The sequence below is a fragment of the Pseudomonas sp. PKS genome (genome assembly GCF_051913525.1).
In the GTDB taxonomy this organism is placed as follows: Bacteria; Pseudomonadota; Gammaproteobacteria; order Pseudomonadales; family Pseudomonadaceae; genus Aquipseudomonas; species Aquipseudomonas guariconensis_D.
Genome location: NZ_JBEGDO010000014.1, coordinates 118352 through 136859 on the forward strand (window position 1 = coordinate 118352; position 18508 = coordinate 136859).

The window sequence follows — 18508 nt, forward strand, 5'->3', positions numbered from 1 at the left end:
CTTCAACCCCTTATTCGCATGAGGTAATTGCATGTCCACTACCCTGTTCAGCCTGGCCTTCGGTGTCGGCACCCAGAACCGCCAGGGCACCTGGCTGGAAGTCTTCTACGCTCAGCCTGTCCTCGCCCCGAGCGCCGAGCTGGTCGCAGCCATCGCGCCGATCCTCGGCTACGAAGGCGGCAACCAGGCCATCGCCTTCAGCAACGCCCAGGCCGCCCAGCTGGCTGAAGCCGTCAAGGGCGTGGACGCCGCCCAGGCCGCACTGCTGACCCGCCTGGCCGAAAGCCACAAGCCGCTGGTCGCCACCGTGCTGGCCGAAGACGGCGCGCTGACCTCCACTCCGGAGGCGTACCTGAAGCTGCATCTGCTCTCGCACCGCCTGGTCAAGCCGCACGGCGTGAGCCTGGCCGGCATCTTCCCGCTGCTGCCGAACGTCGCCTGGACCAACCAAGGCGCGGTCGACCTGAGCGAGCTGGCCGAACTGCAACTGGAAGCGCGCCTGAAGGGCGAGCTGCTGGAAGTGTTCTCGGTGGACAAGTTCCCGAAGATGACCGACTACGTGGTTCCGGCTGGCGTGCGTATCGCCGACACCGCCCGTGTACGCCTGGGCGCCTACATCGGCGAAGGCACCACCATCATGCACGAAGGCTTCGTCAACTTTAACGCCGGCACCGAAGGCCCAGGCATGATCGAAGGCCGCGTCTCCGCGGGCGTGTTCGTCGGCAAGGGCTCGGACCTGGGCGGCGGCTGCTCGACCATGGGTACCCTGTCCGGCGGCGGCAACATCGTCATCAAGGTCGGAGAAGGCTGCCTGATCGGCGCCAACGCCGGTATCGGTATCCCGCTGGGCGACCGCAACACCGTGGAAGCAGGCCTGTACATCACCGCCGGTACCAAAGTGAATCTGCTGGACGAAAACAACCAGCTGGTCAAGGTAGTCAAGGCGCGCGACCTGGCCGGCCAAACCGACCTGCTGTTCCGTCGTAACTCGCTCAATGGCGCAGTGGAGTGCAAGACCCACAAGTCGGCCATCGAGCTGAACGAGGCGCTGCACGCCCACAACTGAGAACCTGCCCGGGTTTGAAGTGATAAGATCGGGGCTGACGTCGTGTCAGTCCCGATTTTTCATTCCAGGCCCCGCGATCATGTTCCAGCCCTCCCCCTGGCGTGCCGACTTCCCCGCCATCGCCGCCCTGCAACGCCAGCACCAGACCTACCTGGACAGCGCCGCCACCACGCAGAAACCTCAAGTTTTGCTCGATGCCCTGAGCCATTACTACGGCCATGGCGCAGCCAATGTGCATCGTGCCCAGCACCTGCCTGGCGCGTTGGCGACCCAGGCCTTCGAGGCCAGCCGCGACAAGGTAGCCGCTTGGCTCAACGCCGCAGATTCCCGGCAGATCGTGTTCACCCATGGCGCCACCTCGGCGCTCAACCTGCTGGCTTATGGCCTGGAATACCGCTTCGAAGCGGGCGATGAAATTGCAATCAGTGCCCTGGAACACCACGCCAACCTGTTGCCCTGGCAGCAACTGGCGCGACGCCGGAATTTGCGCCTGGTGGTGCTGCCACTGGACGAACACGGCCGCATCGACCTGGACCAGGCCCTGCAACTGATCGGCCCGCGTACCCGGTTGCTGGCGGTCAGCCAGCTGTCCAACGTGCTTGGCACCTGGCAGCCACTGCCGGCCCTGCTCGCCCATGCTCGCGCCCAAGGCACGCTGACGGTGGTCGATGGTGCCCAAGGCGTGGTGCATGGCCGCCATGACGTGCAACAACTGGGCTGCGACTTCTACGTATTTTCCAGCCACAAGCTCTATGGTCCCGAAGGCGTCGGTGTGCTCTACGGCCGCCCACAGGCGCTGGAGCAACTGCGTCACTGGCAATTTGGCGGTGAGATGGTGCAACTGGCCGACTACCCTAGCGCCAGTTTCCGTCCGGCACCGCTGGGTTTCGAGGCCGGCACGCCGCCGATCGCGGGCGTCATTGGCCTTGGGGCGACCCTCGATTACCTGGCCAGCCTCGACGCCACGGCCGTGACCGACCATGAAACCAGCCTCCATCACTACCTGCTGCGGGGCCTGGGCGATCGCGAAGGCGTTCGCATCCTGGGCACGCCACAAGCGGCCTTGGTGAGCTTTGTGGTAGAGGGTGTGCACAATGCCGATATCGCCCATCTACTCACAGAGCAAGGCATCGCCGTACGCGCCGGCCATCACTGCGCCATGCCACTGCTCAAAGGGTTGGGCCTGGACGGGGCGATTCGTGTGTCCCTGGCCTTGTACAACGACAGCGACGACCTGCAACGGTTCTTCGATGCCCTGGATCAAGGCCTGGAGCTGCTGCGATGAACCTGCCTGCCGCCGCCAGCCAGGCGCTGGAGCACTTCGAACAGGCCCGGGGCTGGGAGCAACGGGCGCGACTGCTGATGCAATGGGGCGATCGCCTGGAGCCGCTGACAGAAACACAGAAGACCGAAGAGCATCGTGTACACGGCTGCGAAAGCCTCGTGTGGCTGGTGGCCGAGCACGACAACGGCCAGTGGCACTTCAAGGCCACCAGCGACGCACGTCTGCTGCGCGGCCTGTTGGCGCTGTTGCTGGTGCGGGTGCAGGGCTTGCCCAGCGCGGAGCTGGCGCAGGTCGATCTGCGCGGCTGGTTTACCCAGTTGGGGCTGGAACGTCAGCTTTCGCCGTCACGCTCCAATGGCCTTCATGCGGTGTTGCAGCGAATGGCTGAATTGGCGGGCCGTCAATGACTGGGGGGCTCTTCGCGGGTAAACCCGCGAAAGGGCTCCTGAGGCAACTATCATCCATGGCCCTTCGTGCCCAAGAAGCAGGCGGCGAGCAATCACCGGCTCACTCGGCCTTGACCCGCTCCGAAGGCCGTCGGGCACCGCCCACCAGTTTTTCCACCGCCTTGCTCGCCGCGACCATGCCGAAGGTTGCGGTGACCATCATCACTGCCCCGAACCCGCCCGAGCAGTCCAGGCGCACGCCCTCCCCCACGAAACTCTTCTGCAGGCACACGCTGCCATCCCCCTTGGGGTAGCGCAGCTGCTCGCTGGAGAACACACAGGGCACGCCGTAGTTGCGTGACACATTGCGCGAGAAGTTGTAATCGCGCCGCAGGGTCGAGCGTACCCGTGAGGCCAATGGATCATTGAAGGTCTTGTTGAGATCGCCAATCTGGATCTGGGTCGGGTCGATTTGCCCGCCCGCGCCGCCGGTGGTGACAATGGCGATCTTGCGACGACGACACCAGGCGATCAATGCGGCCTTGGCCATCACGCTGTCGATACAGTCGATGACGCAATCGAGATTTTCGGTGATGTACTCGATCATGGTGTCGCGGGTGACGAAGTCAGCCACCGCGTGCACGGTACAGGCCGGATTGATCGCCCGCAGGCGCTCGGCCATCACTTCGACCTTGGGCCGCCCGACCTGCCCTTCCAATGCATGAGCCTGACGGTTGGTGTTGCTCACGCAGACATCATCCAGGTCGAACAGGGTGATCTCGCCCACGCCACTGCGGGCCATGGCCTCGGCGGCCCAGGACCCGACGCCCCCGATACCGACGATTGCCACGTGGGCTCGGCGCAGGCGCTCCAGGCCCTGCTCGCCATACAGCCGGGCAACGCCGGCGAAGCGTGGATCTTCTGTGCTCATGCTCACCCCCTGAAAAAACGGCGCGCATTATAAGCCAATGGGCCGGCCCTGGGGCTGTCGTGCAGGCCGATCACCGCACCTGGCAGCCCCTTGCGAGGGCCTAGTTAGTAAAGCCCCTACAAATCCTGCTTTAATATCCCACTAATCGCAGTGGTCCTGAGCAATAGCCGAGCGGCTTCAGAACTTCATCTCCAGCGGGAAATCCAATCCATTGCCCGCCCCGCTCTCCTTCGGAATCTGAAACATCTATGTCATCACGCAAATTCGGTCTCAACCTGGTAGTGGTCCTGGCCATCGCCGCGCTGTTCACCGGTTTCTGGGCGCTGATCAACCGTCCGGTGTCTGCCCCCGCCTGGCCGGAGCAGATCTCTGGTTTCTCCTATTCGCCGTTCCGCCTTGGGCAAAGCCCGCAAAAGGGGCAGTACCCCAGCGACGAGGAGATCCGTCAGGACCTGGAGCAGATGAGCAAGCTGACCGACAGCATCCGCATCTATACCGTCGAGGGCACCCAGGCCGACATCCCGCGCCTGGCCGAGGAACTTGGCCTACGCGTCACCCTGGGGATCTGGATCAGCCCGGACCTGGAACGCAACGAACGCGAAATCGCCAAGGCGATCGAGCTGGCCAATACCTCCCGCAGCGTGGTCCGGGTCGTGGTGGGCAACGAGGCGCTGTTCCGCAAGGAGGTCACGCCCGAGGCGCTGATCGGGTATCTGGACCGGGTGCGTGCTGCGGTCAAGGTGCCGGTCACGACCAGTGAACAGTGGCACATCTGGAAGGAAACCCCCGAGCTGGCCAAGCATGTCGACCTGATCGCCGCGCACATCCTGCCCTATTGGGAATTCGTGCCGATGAAGGATTCGCTGCAGTTCGTTCTCGACCGCGCCCGCGAACTCAAGCATCAGTTCCCTCGCAAGCCCCTGCTGCTTTCCGAAGTCGGCTGGCCAAGCAATGGCCGTATGCGCGGCGGGGCCGACGCGACCCAGGCCGACCAGGCCATCTACCTGCGTACACTGGTCAACACGCTCAACCGACGGGGCTACAACTACTTCGTCATCGAGGCCTACGACCAACCCTGGAAAGCCAGCGACGAAGGCTCGGTGGGCGCCTACTGGGGCGTGTACAACGCCGCGCGCCAGCAGAAGTTCAACTTCGAGGGGCCGGTCGTGGCGATCCCGCAATGGCGCGCCCTGGCGGTGGCGTCGGTCGTGCTGGCGATGATTGCCCTGACTGTGCTGCTGATCGACGGCTCGGCGCTGCGCCAACGCGGTCGCACCTTCCTCACGTTCATCACCTTCCTGTGCGGATCGGTGCTGGTGTGGATCGCCTATGACTACAGCCAGCAATACAGCACCTGGTTCAGCCTGACCGTGGGCGTGCTGCTGGCCCTGGGCGCCTTGGGCGTGTTCATCGTGCTGCTGACCGAAGCCCACGAACTGGCCGAAGCGGTCTGGATCCACAAGCGTCGGCGCGAGTTCCTGCCGGTGCAAGGCGATTCGGCCTACAGGCCCAAGGTGTCGATTCATGTGCCGTGCTACAACGAGCCGCCGGAAATGGTGAAGCAGACCCTGGACGCCCTCGCCACCCTGGACTACCCGGACTACGAAGTGCTGGTGATCGACAACAACACCAAGGATCCGGCCGTCTGGGAGCCGCTAAAGGCCCACTGCGAGCGCCTGGGCGAACGCTTCCGCTTCTTCCACGTCGCACCGCTGGCCGGTTTCAAGGGCGGCGCACTGAACTACCTGATTCCTCATACGGCCAAGGACGCCGAAGTGATCGCGGTGATCGACTCGGACTACTGTGTCGACCGCAACTGGCTCAAGCACATGGTGCCGCACTTCGCCGACCCGAAGATCGCCGTGGTGCAATCGCCCCAGGACTACCGCGACCAACACGAAAGCGCCTTCAAGAAGCTGTGCTATAGCGAATACAAGGGCTTTTTCCACATCGGCATGGTCACCCGCAACGACCGAGACGCGATCATCCAGCACGGCACCATGACCATGACCCGACGCTCGGTCCTGGAAGAGCTGGGCTGGGCCGAATGGTGCATCTGCGAGGATGCCGAGTTGGGTCTGCGGGTGTTCGAGAAGGGGCTTTCGGCCGCCTATGCCCACAACAGCTACGGCAAGGGCCTGATGCCCGACACCTTCATCGACTTCAAGAAGCAACGTTTCCGCTGGGCCTACGGCGCCATCCAGATCATCAAGCACCATGCCGCCGCCCTGTTGCGGGGCAAGGGCAGCGAGCTGACCCGTGGCCAGCGCTACCACTTCCTCGCTGGCTGGCTGCCGTGGATCGCCGATGGCATGAACATCTTCTTCACCGTCGGCGCCCTGCTCTGGTCGGCAGCGATGATCATCGTTCCGCAGCGGGTCGACCCGCCGCTGATGATCTTCGCCATCCCGCCGCTGGCGCTGTTCTTCTTCAAGGTCGGTAAGATCATCTTCCTCTATCGCCGCGCAGTGGGCGTGAACCTCAAGGATGCCTTCGCCGCGGCGCTGGCGGGGCTTGCGCTGTCGCACACCATCGCCAAGGCGGTGCTGTACGGCTTCTTCACCAGCAGCATGCCGTTCTTCCGCACCCCGAAAAATGCTGACAGCCATGGCTTGTGGGTGGCGATTTCCGAGGCCCGCGAGGAATTGTTCATCATGCTGCTGCTCTGGGGCGCTGCGCTGGGCATCTACCTGGTGCAAGGCCTACCGGGGGCGGACATGCGTTTTTGGGTGGCCATGTTGCTGGTGCAGTCGCTGCCTTACCTGGCGGCGCTGGTGATGGCAATGCTGTCGTCCTTGCCGAAGCCTGGGGATGAGGCCGTCGAGGCCAAGGCAATCTGACCCCTGTGCCCGGCCAGGGCTGCGCCCTGGTTCGCAATGCCTGTGGGAGCGGGTTTACCCACGAAGACATCGCCGCGGGCTAGATCGTTGCTCCCCCAGGGTAAGCGGTGATCATTGTTGGGCGCGGCCCTGTGTCGCGAAGGGGCCGCACGGCGGCCCCATTCCCAGTGCCCGTCGTATTCATTTGATATAAGATAACGCCCCTGTTTTCCCGCCCGCCTTGCCCCGGAGTCCTTCATGACGGCCCCAGCCGAGCTTTCGCCTACCCTTCAACTGGCCTGCGACCTGATCCGTCGCCCCTCGGTCACTCCCGTCGATGCCGACTGCCAGGCCCAGATGATGCAACGCCTGGGCGCCGTCGGTTTCGAACTCGAGCCGATGCGAATCGAGGACGTCGACAACTTCTGGGCCACCCACGGCAACCAGGAAGGCCCTGTGCTGTGTTTTGCCGGCCACACCGACGTGGTCCCTACCGGCCCCGTGCAAGCCTGGCAACATGAGCCTTTCGAAGCCCTGATCGATGCCGATGGCATGCTCTGCGGCCGTGGCGCCGCGGACATGAAAGGCAGCCTTGCCTCCATGGTGGTGGCCAGCGAACGCTTCGTGCGGGACTACCCGAACCACCGCGGCAAGGTCGCCTTCCTGATCACCAGCGACGAGGAAGGCCCGGCGCACCATGGCACCAAGGCCGTGGTCGAACGCCTCAAGGCACGCAACGAGCGTCTGGACTGGTGCATCGTCGGCGAACCTTCCAGCACCAGCCTGCTGGGCGATGTCGTGAAGAACGGCCGTCGCGGCTCGCTCGGCGCCAAGCTGACCGTACGTGGCAAGCAAGGCCACGTGGCCTATCCGCACCTGGCGCGCAACCCGATCCACCTGGCCGCGCCGGCCCTGGCGGAACTGGCCGCCGAGCACTGGGACGAAGGCAATGCGTTCTTCCCGCCGACCAGCTTCCAGATCTCCAACCTCAATTCCGGTACCGGCGCCACCAACGTGGTGCCGGGCGAACTGACCGCGCTGTTCAACTTCCGCTTCTCCACCGAATCCACGGTCGAGGGCCTGCAGGCTCGCGTGGCAGCAATCCTCGACAAGCATCAGCTGGAGTGGAGCATCGACTGGGCGCTGTCGGGCCTGCCATTCCTTACCGAACCGGGCGAGCTGCTCGATGCGGTTTCGGCCAGCATCAAGGGCGTGACCGGTCGTGATACCCAGCCCTCCACCAGCGGCGGTACCTCCGACGGACGCTTCATCGCGACCCTCGGCACCCAGGTGGTCGAGCTCGGCCCGGTCAACGCGACCATCCACCAGGTCGACGAACGTATCCTGGCCAGCGACCTCGACCTGCTGACAGAGATTTACTACCAGACCCTGGTACGGTTGCTCGCCTGATGCTCGCCTGCCCCCTCTGCCAGGCCGCCCTGACGCGGCTCGACAACGGCGTGGTGTGCCCCTCCGGGCACCGCTTCGACCGCGCCCGCCAGGGCTATCTGAACCTGCTGCCGGTGCAGCACAAGAACAGCCGCGATCCAGGCGACAACCAAGCGATGGTCGAAGCCCGCCGCGACTTCCTTGATGCCGGCCACTACGCGCCTGTCGCCCGGCGCCTGGCTGAACTGGCCGCCGAACGCCAGCCCGGCGCCTGGCTCGACATCGGTTGCGGCGAAGGCTATTACACCGCGCAGATCGCCCAGGCGTTGCCGCAGGCCCAAGGCTATGCGCTGGATATCTCCCGCGAGGCGGTCAAGCGCGCCTGCCGCCGCGCCCCGCAGGTGACCTGGATGGTCGCGAGCATGGCCCGCGTGCCCCTGCTCGATGCCAGTTGCCAGTTCATCGCCAGCGTGTTCAGCCCGCTGGACTGGCAGGAGGCCAAGCGCCTGCTCAGCCCCGGCGGCGGGCTGATGCGGGTGGGGCCGACCAGTGGTCACCTGATGGAGCTGCGCCAGGTGCTCTACGATGAAGTACGCCCTTACGCCGATGACAAGCACCTGGCCCTGATTCCCGAGGGCATGCATCACGCCCACGGCGAAGTGCTCGAGTTCCGCCTGAGCCTGGCCGAGCCCAAGGCCCGCGCCGACCTGCTGGCCATGACACCGCACGGCTGGCGCGCCAGCGCCGAAAGACGCGCGCAAGTGATCGAGCAGCCCGAGCCGTTCGACGTGACGGTTTCCATGCGTTATGACTATTTCGTGCGCCAAGACTGAGCACACCCGGAGCCTTTTTATGCGCCAACCCGATATCGAGATCTACCTCAAGGACACCGACGTCGACCACAAGCAAGTGGCCGAATGGCTCAGCCAGGCATTGGGCGCTTGCAGCGAATGGCAGCAACGTGGCCAGACCTGGAAGTGCATGGCCGGTAACATTCCGGTCACCTGGGTACCCAAGGCTGTGGGGAAATGGAACAGCCTGTTCCTCGAAAGCGACCAGACGCCATGGGACGACGACATCGCCTGTGCTCGCGCCGCCTATGCCGCGCTGGGCGTCGAAGTGCGCTGCGCACCGGGCAGTTGGGCCGAGGAAGATGGGGAAGAAGATGCCGATCGCTGGATCCGCATCAGCGCCGACGGTGAACAGGAAATCACCTGGCGCACCCACTGATGTTTCTGGCGACAAGCTGCAAGCTCCACGGACAGCTTGCAGCTTGAAGCTTACCGCTTCAGACAGCGGTCACAGACCGACGACGTCCTCAGCCTGCAGGCCTTTCTGGCCTTGCACAAGGGCGTACTCCACCTGTTGTCCCTCGACCAGGGTACGATGCCCCTCACCGCGGATAGCACGATAGTGGACGAAGACATCCGCCCCACCTTCACGCTGAATGAAGCCATAACCCTTGGCATCGTTGAACCACTTCACATTCCCAGTCTCACGAGACGACATCTGAACTACTCCGGATTTTTATTTTGAAGATCGCCTTGCAAGCACGAGGTCACCACCCCGTGCTGACGCAGCTCGCAGAAATATCTTGCAAGCTGCGGACCGAGTATATGACAGCGAACAAAAAAATTTCATGACTGGGCGCCGATTTGGCGAATTTTGCCGAACTTGTGCAGATACGGCAGACTAACTGCCTGGAATATCACTTAAAAATCTCTCCCAGGGCACACACCCATGACCCGTTCCCCCCTGCGCCGAATGATTTTCGGCGCCTTGCGTCGCCTGTTGTACCTGTGGGTGCGCTCCGAGACCATCAACCAGTCATCCCTGTCTCTGAAGCTCGATCGCAGCCGTCCTGTGTTCTACGCACTGCCTTCGCCCTCGCTGACGGACCTGGCCGTCGTCGATCGCGAATGCACCAAGGCGGGGCTACCGCGTCCTGTGCTGCCTGTCACCGTCGGTTCGCTGCAGGAGCCTGCGGCCTTCTTCTACCTGACGCCCGATCCGGACTGGCTCGGCCGTCATGACAAACGCGGCGCGCCCCCCACACTGGAGCGTCTGGTCGACGCAGTGAGCCAGCACCCGGAAGAGGACGCGCAGATCATTCCGGTCAGCGTGTTCTGGGGCCAGTCGCCCGCCAGCGAGTCCAGCCCCTGGAAACTGCTGTTCGCCGACAGCTGGGCGGTCACCGGCCGCCTGCGCCGCCTGCTGACCGTGCTGATCCTGGGGCGCAAGACCCGTGTGCAGTTCTCCGCGCCGATCCAGCTGCGCGAGCTGATCCAGCACAACAAAGGCCACGAGCGCACCGTGCGCATGGCCCAACGCATCATGCGCGTGCACTTTCGCAACCTCAAAACCGCCGTCATCGGCCCGGACATTTCCCACCGACGCAACCTGGTCAAGGGGCTGGTCCATGACCCGTTGGTGCGCCAGGCGATCAGCGACGAAGCCGAGCGAGAGAAGATTCCCTACGCCAAGGCAGAAGCCCAGGCCCTGCGGTACGGCAACGAAATCGCCTCGGACTACACCTATACGGCGATCCGCTTCCTCGAAGTGGTACTCAGCTGGTTCTGGAACAAGATCTACGACGGCATCAAGGTCAACCACATCGAGCAGGTGCAAGGCATCGCGCCAGGGCACGAGGTGATCTACGTGCCGTGCCACCGCAGCCATATCGACTACCTGCTGCTCTCGTACCTGTTGTTCCGCAACGGCCTCACGCCCCCGCACATCGCCGCCGGCATCAACCTCAACATGCCGGTGATCGGCGGCCTGCTGCGCCGTGGCGGCGCCTTCTTCATGCGCCGGACCTTCAAGGGCAACCCGCTGTACACGGCGGTGTTCAACGAATACCTGCACACCTTGTTCACCAAGGGCTTCCCGGTGGAGTACTTCGTCGAAGGCGGGCGCTCGCGCACCGGGCGCATGCTGCAACCGCGCACCGGGATGCTGGCCATCACCTTGCGCAGCTTCCTGCGCTCCTCGCGCACGCCGATTGTCTTCGTGCCGGTGTACATCGGCTATGAGCGCGTGCTCGAAGGCCGCACCTACCTGGGCGAGCTGCGCGGGGCGAGCAAGAAGAAAGAGTCGATCTTCGACATCTTCAAGGTCATCGGCGCACTCAAGCAGCGCTTCGGCCAGGTCTATGTCAACTTCGGCGAACCGATCCGCCTCAACGCCTTCCTCGACCAGCAGCAACCCGGTTGGCGCGAGCAAGCCCTGGGCCCACAGTTCCGCCCGGCCTGGCTGAACGAAACCACCACCCGCCTGGGCGAGACCGTGGCACGTCACCTGAACGAAGCGGCGGCGATCAATCCGGTCAACCTGGTCGCCCTGGCACTGCTGTCCACCAGCCGCCTGGCCCTGGATGAACGCGCCCTGACCCGAGTGCTGAACCTGTACCTGGCCTTGCTGCGCCAGGTCCCCTACTCCCCTCATACCACCCTGCCGGAGGGTGACGGTCCGGCCTTGATCGAACATGTCAGGGGCATGGACCTGCTCTCGGAGCAAAAGGACGCCCTGGGCCGCATCCTCTACCTGGATGAAGCCAACGCAGTGTTGATGACCTACTACCGCAACAACGTCCTGCACATCTTCGCCCTGCCGGCCTTGCTGGCGAGCTTCTTCCTGAGCAGCTCACGCATGAGCCGCGAACTGGTCGGCCAGTACGTCAAGGCGTTGTATCCGTATTTGCAGGCCGAACTGTTCCTGCGCTGGGCACCCGAGCAATTGGACGAGGTCATCGACCAATGGCTCGACGCATTGGTAGCACAGGGTCTGCTGCGCTTCGAGAATGGCGTCTACCTGCGCCCGGCCCCAAGTTCGCGGCAGTTCGTGCTGTTGACCTTGCTGGCCCGGAGCATCACCCAGACGTTGCAACGCTTCTACATGGCCACGTCCCTACTGCTCAATAGCGGCCAGAACACCCTGAGCGCCGAGGAGCTGGAAGAGCTGTGCGTGATGATGGCTCAGCGCCTGTCGATCTTGCATGGCCTGAACGCCCCGGAGTTCTTCGACAAGACGCTGTTCCGCCATTTCATCCAGACCTTGATCGACCAGGATGTGCTGCGCCCCGACAGCCAGGGCAAGCTGGGCTATCACGACAAGCTCGGCGAACTCGCCGAGGGCGTGGCCAAGCGCGTGTTGTCGGCAGAGCTGCGTCTGTCGATCCGCCAAGTGGCGCTGCACCGCGACGAGCCGGTGGAGGGAGCCCCCGCCTGACATCAGACCGGACGCCGGAGCCCCAACGCTGAATCCTCCGGAAAAATCCGCTAAAGTCCCTGAGGTTGGCCAAAAGCCAACCCCAAGGACACCGGAGATTCCATGAAAAAACTCTTCATGCTGTGCGGCGTATCCCTGCTCGCAGCCTGCACCAGCAACACTCCCTCCCACCAGGCCAGCCTGGACGGCGAAGTCTTCTACCTGCAGCGCATGGCCCTGCCACCGGCGGCCACCCTGAGCGTGAGCCTGCAGGACGTCTCGCTGATGGACGCCCCGGCGGTGACCTTGGCCAACCAGGCCGGCCCGGTCAAGGGCAATGTCCCACTGCCGTTTCACCTCATCTACGACCCGACCCAGATCAAAGCCGGCCACCGCTATGCAGTCAGTGCACGCATCGAGCTGGACGGCAAGCTGCTGTTCATCAATACCGAACACCACGGCGTGAACCTCGACGGCAGCGATCCGCAGCCTGTGCGAATCAAGGTCGACCCGGTGCGCTGAGCCCACCCTCTCCCAGCTATAAGGAAATACCCAGCATGATTCGCACCTCCCTACGTTTCACCACCCTGTGCGCCGGCCTGCTGCTGTCGGCCAGTGCCCTGGCCCTGTCGCTCGGTGACTTGAGCCAGAAAGATGCCACCGGCGGCCTGAAGGACGCCCTGACCCAGGGCGCCCAGATCGCCGTCAAGCAACTGAGCACCCCTGGCGGCTTCAGCAACAACCCGGATGTGCGCATCGAATTGCCGGGTAACCTCGGCAAGGCCGCCAAGGCGATGAAGATGTTCGGTAAGGGTGAGCAGGTCGATGCCCTGGAAAACAGCATGAACAAGGCGGCCGAGGCAGCGGTGCCGCAGGCCCAGGCGATCCTGGTCGATGCGGTCAAGAAGATGACCGTGACCGACGCCAAGGACATCCTCAATGGCGGCCAGGATTCGGCTACCCAGTATCTGAACAAGAGCAGCCGTGAAGAAATCCGCGCCAAGTTCCTGCCGATCGTCAAGCAAGCCACCGACAAGGTTGGCCTGGCGCAGCAGTACAACAACTTCGCAGGCCAAGCCGTGGCCCTGGGCGTGGTGGACGCCAAGAGCGCGAGCATCGAGAACTACGTGACCGAGAAAGCGCTCGATGGCCTGTTCGAGATGATCGGCAAGCAGGAGCAGAACATTCGCCAGAACCCAGCCCAGGCCGCGACCAGTCTGGCCAAGAAGGTCTTCGGCGCGCTTTGAAGCGCGCAGCGGCAAGCTAAAAGCTGCAAGTTCCACGCGGCAAGCCACAAGCAAGAAGCGAGACCTGCATGGCCTCGCCCCCTTGCGACTTGCAGCTCGCAACTTGCAGCTAGCCGCTTTTCCTCACCCTGAACCACGCCGCATACAACGCTGGCAGGAACAACAGCGTCAGCACGGTGGCCACGATCAACCCGCCCATGATGGCCACCGCCATCGGCCCGTAGAACACGCTGCGCGACAGCGGGATCATTGCCAATACCGCCGCCAGGGCGGTGAGCACGATCGGCCGGAAGCGCCGCACCGTAGCTTCGATGATCGCCTGCCAGCGATCCAGCCCCGCCGCGATGTCCTGTTCGATCTGGTCCACCAGGATCACCGAGTTACGCATGATCATCCCCGCCAATGCGATGGTGCCGAGCATGGCGACGAACCCAAAAGGCTGACGGAACACCAACAGGAACAGCGTCACACCGATCAGCCCCAAGGGCGCGGTGAGAAACACCATCACCGTGCGCGAGAAACTGCGCAACTGCACCATCAGCAACGTCAACACCACCACGATGAACAGTGGCATGCCGGCGTTCACCGAACGCTGGCCGCGCTCGGCATCCTCCACGGCGCCACCGACGTCCAGCAGGTAACCCTCCGGCAAGGCATCACGCACCGTTTGCAAGGTTGGCAGGATCTGCTTGACCAGCGTCGCCGGCTGCTCCTTGTCATAGATGTCGGCCCGCACGGTCACCGTGGGCAGGCGGTTGCGGTGCCAGATCACGCCTTCTTCGAAGCCGTACTCCAAGGTCGCCACCTGGGACAACGCCACGCTCTGGCCGTTGTCGGTGGGCAACGCGAGGCTGCCGAGGTTGCCCAACTCACGGCGTTCCTGGCCGGTGCCGCGCAGCAGGATCTCGATCAGCTCGTTGTCTTCGCGGTACTGGCTGACCGTGGTGCCGGTCAGCGAGCTCTGCAGGAAGCTCGACAGGTGCGCGGTGCTCACGCCCAGGGCCCGGGCGCGGTCCTGGTCGATCTCGAGGAACACCGCCTTGCTCGGCTCCTCCCAATCGAGGTGCACGTTCACCACATGGGGGTTCTCGCGCACCTTGATCGCCACCTCCCGCGCCAGGGCACGAACCTTCTCGATATGCTCGCCCGTCACCCGGAACTGCACCGGATAGCCCACCGGCGGGCCGTTCTCCAAACGGGTGACCCGTCCACGCAGCTCGGGGAACTGCGCATCCAGCGTGGCGATCAGCCAGCTGCGCAGGGCTTCACGATCCTCCAGGCTCTTGGCCAGTACCACGAACTGGGCAAAGCTCGCCGCAGGCAGTTGCTGGTCTAACGGCAGGTAGAAGCGCGGCGACCCCGTGCCGACATAGGCCACATAGTTGGCGATGCCATCCTGCTGCTTGAGCAGTGCCTCCAGGCGCTTGACCTGCTCGGTCGTGTTGGCCAGCGATGCGCCTTCGGTGAGCTTGAGATCGACCATCAGTTCAGGCCGGCCCGAGGCCGGGAAGAACTGCTGGGGCACGAAGCGGAACAGCAGGATGCTGCCAACGAAAGCCGCGACCGTCAGCACGATCACTGTCTTGCGCCGGCGTACGCACCACTCCACGACGCGGCGCACACGCTGGTAGAACGGCGTGCCATACGGATCCGGACCGTGCGCACCCTCGGCGTGACGCTTGGCCAGGTCTGGCAGCAGGCGGTCGCCTAGGTAAGGCACGAAGACCACCGCGGCCACCCAGGACGTCAGCAAGGCAATGGTCACCACCTGGAAGATAGAACGTGTGTATTCGCCAGTACTGGAGGCCGCCGTGGCGATCGGCAGGAAGCCCGCCGCCGTGATCAAGGTGCCAGTGAGCATCGGGAATGCCGTGCTGGACCAGGCATAGCTCGCCGCCTTGAGCCGGTCGAACCCCTGCTCCATCTTGATCGCCATCATCTCCACGGCAATGATTGCGTCGTCCACCAGCAGCCCCAGCGCCAGCACCAGTGCGCCGAGGGAGATCTTGTGCAGGCCGATGCCGAAGTAATGCATCGTGGCGAAGGTCATGGCCAGCACCAGCGGAATGGCCAGGGCCACCACCAGGCCGGTGCGAAGGCCCAGGGAGAAGAAACTCACCAGCAGCACGATGGCCAGGGCTTCGACCAGGACCTGGACGAACTCCCCTACGCCTGCCTTCACCGCAGCGGGCTGGTCCGAAACCTTGCGCAACTCCATGCCCGCCGGCAGGTTGCGCGCCAGGCGGGCGAACTCGCCCTCCAGGGCCTTGCCCAGCACCAGGATGTCGCCACCGTCCTTCATCGAGACCGCCAGGCCGATTGCGTCCTCGCCCATGAAGCGCATGCGTGGCGCAGGTGGGTCGTTGAAGCCGCGATGCACCTCGGCCACATCGCCGATACGGAAGGTACGATCTCCTACGCGGATCGGGAACTGGCGAATCTGCTCGGCGCTGTCAAAACGCCCGCTGACACGCAGTTGCAGACGCTCGCTGGGGGTCTCGAAGAAACCTGCGGTGCTCACCGCGTTCTGCTCGCTCAGCGCCTGCTGCACCGCCTGCAACGGCACGCCGAGGGTGGCCAGCTTGAGGTTCGAGAGCTCGATCCAGATCTTTTCGTCCTGCAAGCCGATCAGCTCGACCTTGCCCACGTCCTTGACCCGCTGCAGCTGGATCTGGATACGGTCGGCGTAGTCCTTGAGCACGGCGTAATCGAACCCGGGACCTGTCAGTGCATAGATATTGCCGAAGGTGGTGCCGAACTCATCATTGAAGAACGGCCCCTGAATCTCGGGCGGCAAGGTATGGCGAATGTCCGCGACCTTCTTGCGGATCTGGTACCACAGCTCGGGGATGGCATCGGAGTGCATGGAGTCCCGGGCCATGAACGTCACCTGGGACTCGCCTGGACGCGAGAACGACACGATTCGCTCGTACTCGCCGGTTTCCATCAGCTTCTTCTCGATGCGCTCGGTGACCTGCCGGGAGACCTCCTCGGCGGTAGCACCTGGCCAGATCGTGCGGATGACCATGGCCTTGAAGGTGAACGGTGGATCCTCGCTCTGCCCCAGCTTTGTGTAGGACATCGCGCCAATCGCGGCCAGGAGGATCATCAGGAACAGCACGATCTGCCGGTTGCGCAAGGCCCAGGCGGAAAGGTTGAAACCCATCGGGACTTACTCCTTGGTCGCCAGGTTCACATCACGGTTGGAGCGGTCCACGGGCCGGACTTGCTGGCCCTCGCGCAACACATGGCCACCTGCGGCCACCACCCAGTCATCCGCCTCCAGGCCCTCGAGCACCGGCACGCTGTCATCGCCATAAGGGCCCAGGCGCACCACCGCGCGCTCGAGGCGGTTGTCCTTGCCGATGCGCCAGACGTAGGCCTGGCCCTGCTCGGCCGTGACCGCCGAAAGCGGAACCGACAGCGGCGCGCGTTCGGCGTGGGCAATGAACACCCGGGCGCTTTGCCCCAGCTCGGCCGGCGTGCTGGAGGTGGTGAAGGCAATCCGCGCAGCGTAGGTGCGTGAGCGGGGGTCGGCCGCCGGAGACAGCTCGCGAATGCGCCCCGGATAACGCGCGTTCGGGTGCGACCACAGCTCCACACTCACCGTTTGCCCCACACCAAAGCGGGCGAACTGCTGCTCCGGCAGGCCGATGAGCACTTCCCGCTCACCATCGGCGGCCAGGGTGAACACCGTCTGCCCCGGCGCCACAACCTGCCCCACCTCGACCTGACGCTTGGCGATCACGCCCGCTTGAGGTGCCCGGAGCACGGCGTACTCCGCCTGATTGCCGGCCACGTCGAACTCTGCCTTGGCCTGCTTGAGGCGCGCCTGGCCTGCGCGGTAGAGGTTCTCGGCGTTGTCGTACTGGGAACGGCTGACCATCTGCCGCTCCAGCAGCTTCTGGTAGCGATCGCGCTCGGCCCGCACCAGGGCCAGGTTGGCTTCGGCGGCGGCGAGCTGGGCGCGGTTGGCCTCCAGTTGCAGACGGACATCCTGTGGGTCGAGCTCGGCCAGCGGCTGGTCGGCCTTGACCCGCTGCCCCTCCTCCACCAGGCGCTTGCTCACCTTGCCGCCAATACGAAAGGCCAGCTCAGGTTCGAAGCGAGCCCGCACTTCGCCGGGATAACTGTCGCTCGAAGCACCCGCTGGCTGGGGCTGGACCACCAACGCCGGGCGCGGCACGGCAGGGGCCGCGGCTTCCTGACCGCAGGCGACCAGCAACAAGGCCAGGGTGGCGGGTAAAACGATGGGCAAGGCATGACGCAACATGATGGATGTCCTTTCGCGAGGAGCGCCTCGAATATTTATACTGGCGAGTATATTAAGTCAGGACATCAGGGTCGGGAAGCGGGTAACACAGAGAAAAACGTATTAACGATCCGCGCCTTTAGCAGCCGGATGCGCTGCGACCCGTTAAGATGGGGGACTTTTCATCACGATGCGGATCCCCATGTCCAACGACGCACCCACTGGCCCTGGCCGGCCCAAGGACCTGGCCAAGCGCGAGGCCATCCTAGAAGCCGCCAAGACCTTGTTCCTGAGTCTTGGCTATGCGAACACCAGCATGGATGCGGTCGCTGCGGCGGCAGGTGTTTCAAAACTCACGGTCTACAGCCATTTCAACGACAAGCAGACCCTGTTTGGTTCGGCCGTCATGGCGACGTGTCAGACCCAACTGCCTGACCTGATTTTCGAGCTGCCCGAAGGCGTGCCGCTGGAACAGGTGCTGCTGAACATCGCCCGTGGGTTTCAGGCGTTGATCAGCAGTGACGAGTCGGTGAAGTTGAGTCGGTTGATCATTGCCCTGGGGAACCAAGACCCTGGCTTTGGCGAGTACTTCTGGGAGGCGGGCCCCAAGCGAGTACTGGCCGGGATGGAAGCGCTGCTGGCCGGTGTCGCGCAGCGGGGGTTGCTGGCGATCGACAATCCCTTGCGGGCGGCTGAGCATTTCTTCTGCTTGGTGAAGGGGGCGCCGGATTATCGGTTGCTGCTGGGGTGCGCGCCGGCGTTGACGGTGGAGGAGGCGGAGGTGCATGTGCGGGAGGTGGTTGGGTTGTTCATGCGGGGGTATCGGGTTTAAGGGCTTGGGCTTGGGCTTTCAGGCTGTGTGAATATCCGGATTTGGTGGGGGCGCCACCGGCGCTTTTCGCCTTTACGGCGACCTACTTTTGCTCT

The 18508-nt window shown here is 63.9% G+C and carries 15 protein-coding genes; 11 read left to right on the forward strand and 4 right to left on the reverse strand.

The window, feature by feature from the left end:
* Window positions 1–31: 31 nt before the first annotated feature.
* From dapD to ABOA88_RS15845, 3 genes are all read left to right on the forward strand, one after another.
* Window positions 32–1066, forward strand: coding sequence for a 2,3,4,5-tetrahydropyridine-2,6-dicarboxylate N-succinyltransferase (dapD, locus tag ABOA88_RS15835; protein WP_043208895.1), 1035 nt, complete (start codon window positions 32–34; stop codon window positions 1064–1066).
* A gap of 79 nt (window positions 1067–1145) precedes the next feature.
* On the forward strand, window positions 1146–2351 hold the full coding sequence (locus tag ABOA88_RS15840) for a cysteine desulfurase (protein ID WP_196167604.1): 1206 nt from the start codon (window positions 1146–1148) through the stop codon (window positions 2349–2351).
* Entirely contained in the window at window positions 2348–2758 is a 411-nt protein-coding gene (locus ABOA88_RS15845; RefSeq protein ID WP_196167605.1) for a SufE family protein, read from the forward strand. The genes ABOA88_RS15840 and ABOA88_RS15845 overlap by 4 nt, the downstream gene beginning before the upstream one ends.
* 100 nt (window positions 2759–2858) lie before the next feature.
* Here ABOA88_RS15845 and tcdA read toward each other — a convergent pair whose 3' ends face one another.
* On the reverse strand, window positions 2859–3668 hold the full coding sequence (tcdA, locus tag ABOA88_RS15850) for a tRNA cyclic N6-threonylcarbamoyladenosine(37) synthase TcdA (RefSeq protein ID WP_196167606.1): 810 nt from the start codon (window positions 3666–3668) through the stop codon (window positions 2859–2861).
* A gap of 248 nt (window positions 3669–3916) precedes the next feature.
* Between tcdA and ABOA88_RS15855 the strand changes: the two genes are divergently transcribed.
* From ABOA88_RS15855 to ABOA88_RS15870, 4 genes are all read left to right on the forward strand, one after another.
* Window positions 3917–6508, forward strand: coding sequence for a glycosyltransferase (locus tag ABOA88_RS15855; protein WP_367851434.1), 2592 nt, complete (start codon window positions 3917–3919; stop codon window positions 6506–6508).
* A gap of 237 nt (window positions 6509–6745) precedes the next feature.
* On the forward strand, window positions 6746–7897 hold the full coding sequence (dapE, locus tag ABOA88_RS15860) for a succinyl-diaminopimelate desuccinylase (protein ID WP_070572389.1): 1152 nt from the start codon (window positions 6746–6748) through the stop codon (window positions 7895–7897).
* Window positions 7897–8709: a putative RNA methyltransferase gene (locus tag ABOA88_RS15865; RefSeq protein WP_196167608.1), complete on the forward strand. Its 813-nt coding sequence runs from the start codon at window positions 7897–7899 to the stop codon at window positions 8707–8709. The genes dapE and ABOA88_RS15865 overlap by 1 nt, the downstream gene beginning before the upstream one ends.
* Before the next feature lie 19 nt (window positions 8710–8728).
* Complete coding sequence (locus tag ABOA88_RS15870; protein ID WP_070094142.1) at window positions 8729–9106, forward strand: hypothetical protein; 378 nt, start codon at window positions 8729–8731, stop codon at window positions 9104–9106.
* Between the two features lie 69 nt (window positions 9107–9175).
* Here ABOA88_RS15870 and ABOA88_RS15875 read toward each other — a convergent pair whose 3' ends face one another.
* Window positions 9176–9385 (reverse strand): cold-shock protein, encoded by a 210-nt coding sequence (locus ABOA88_RS15875; RefSeq protein ID WP_011535295.1) that lies wholly within the window; start codon window positions 9383–9385, stop codon window positions 9176–9178.
* Window positions 9386–9616: 231 nt separating this feature from the next.
* Between ABOA88_RS15875 and plsB the strand changes: the two genes are divergently transcribed.
* The 3 genes from plsB (at window position 9617) to ABOA88_RS15890 (ending at window position 13329) form a co-directional block, all read left to right on the forward strand.
* The gene (gene plsB / locus ABOA88_RS15880) at window positions 9617–12103 is read left to right on the forward strand and encodes a glycerol-3-phosphate 1-O-acyltransferase PlsB (protein ID WP_367851435.1); all 2487 of its coding nucleotides are present in this window, start codon (window positions 9617–9619) and stop codon (window positions 12101–12103) included.
* A 102-nt stretch (window positions 12104–12205) separates the two neighbouring features.
* Entirely contained in the window at window positions 12206–12604 is a 399-nt protein-coding gene (locus tag ABOA88_RS15885) for a YbaY family lipoprotein (RefSeq protein ID WP_367851436.1), read from the forward strand.
* A gap of 35 nt (window positions 12605–12639) precedes the next feature.
* Entirely contained in the window at window positions 12640–13329 is a 690-nt protein-coding gene (locus ABOA88_RS15890; RefSeq protein WP_196167611.1) for a DUF4197 domain-containing protein, read from the forward strand.
* A gap of 109 nt (window positions 13330–13438) precedes the next feature.
* On the opposite strand, the gene ABOA88_RS15895 is transcribed toward ABOA88_RS15890, so the two are convergent.
* Both ABOA88_RS15895 and ABOA88_RS15900 read right to left on the reverse strand, forming a co-directional pair.
* Window positions 13439–16495 (reverse strand): efflux RND transporter permease subunit, encoded by a 3057-nt coding sequence (locus tag ABOA88_RS15895; RefSeq protein ID WP_367851437.1) that lies wholly within the window; start codon window positions 16493–16495, stop codon window positions 13439–13441.
* Window positions 16496–16501: 6 nt separating this feature from the next.
* Complete coding sequence (locus tag ABOA88_RS15900; RefSeq protein WP_196167613.1) at window positions 16502–17602, reverse strand: efflux RND transporter periplasmic adaptor subunit; 1101 nt, start codon at window positions 17600–17602, stop codon at window positions 16502–16504.
* Between the two features lie 169 nt (window positions 17603–17771).
* Here ABOA88_RS15900 and ABOA88_RS15905 point away from each other — a divergent pair, with 169 nt between their 5' ends.
* The gene (locus tag ABOA88_RS15905; protein WP_328325141.1) at window positions 17772–18413 is read left to right on the forward strand and encodes a TetR/AcrR family transcriptional regulator; all 642 of its coding nucleotides are present in this window, start codon (window positions 17772–17774) and stop codon (window positions 18411–18413) included.
* Window positions 18414–18508: the final 95 nt, after the last annotated feature.

Bases quoted from the DNA above. Each gene is read 5' to 3' on its own strand.
- dapE (WP_070572389.1), top strand. From the start codon at position 6,746: ATGACGGCCCCAGCCGAGCTTTCGCCTACCCTTCAACTGGCCTGCGAC.
- ABOA88_RS15870 (WP_070094142.1), top strand. From the start codon at position 8,729: ATGCGCCAACCCGATATCGAGATCTACCTCAAGGACACCGACGTCGAC.
- ABOA88_RS15865 (WP_196167608.1), top strand. From the start codon at position 7,897: ATGCTCGCCTGCCCCCTCTGCCAGGCCGCCCTGACGCGGCTCGACAAC.
- ABOA88_RS15895 (WP_367851437.1), bottom strand. From the start codon at position 16,495: ATGGGTTTCAACCTTTCCGCCTGGGCCTTGCGCAACCGGCAGATCGTG.
- ABOA88_RS15845 (WP_196167605.1), top strand. From the start codon at position 2,348: ATGAACCTGCCTGCCGCCGCCAGCCAGGCGCTGGAGCACTTCGAACAG.
- dapD (WP_043208895.1), top strand. From the start codon at position 32: ATGTCCACTACCCTGTTCAGCCTGGCCTTCGGTGTCGGCACCCAGAAC.
- tcdA (WP_196167606.1), bottom strand. From the start codon at position 3,668: ATGAGCACAGAAGATCCACGCTTCGCCGGCGTTGCCCGGCTGTATGGC.
- ABOA88_RS15885 (WP_367851436.1), top strand. From the start codon at position 12,206: ATGAAAAAACTCTTCATGCTGTGCGGCGTATCCCTGCTCGCAGCCTGC.
- ABOA88_RS15855 (WP_367851434.1), top strand. From the start codon at position 3,917: ATGTCATCACGCAAATTCGGTCTCAACCTGGTAGTGGTCCTGGCCATC.
- plsB (WP_367851435.1), top strand. From the start codon at position 9,617: ATGACCCGTTCCCCCCTGCGCCGAATGATTTTCGGCGCCTTGCGTCGC.
- ABOA88_RS15840 (WP_196167604.1), top strand. From the start codon at position 1,146: ATGTTCCAGCCCTCCCCCTGGCGTGCCGACTTCCCCGCCATCGCCGCC.
- ABOA88_RS15875 (WP_011535295.1), bottom strand. From the start codon at position 9,385: ATGTCGTCTCGTGAGACTGGGAATGTGAAGTGGTTCAACGATGCCAAG.
- ABOA88_RS15905 (WP_328325141.1), top strand. From the start codon at position 17,772: ATGCGGATCCCCATGTCCAACGACGCACCCACTGGCCCTGGCCGGCCC.
- ABOA88_RS15900 (WP_196167613.1), bottom strand. From the start codon at position 17,602: ATGTTGCGTCATGCCTTGCCCATCGTTTTACCCGCCACCCTGGCCTTG.
- ABOA88_RS15890 (WP_196167611.1), top strand. From the start codon at position 12,640: ATGATTCGCACCTCCCTACGTTTCACCACCCTGTGCGCCGGCCTGCTG.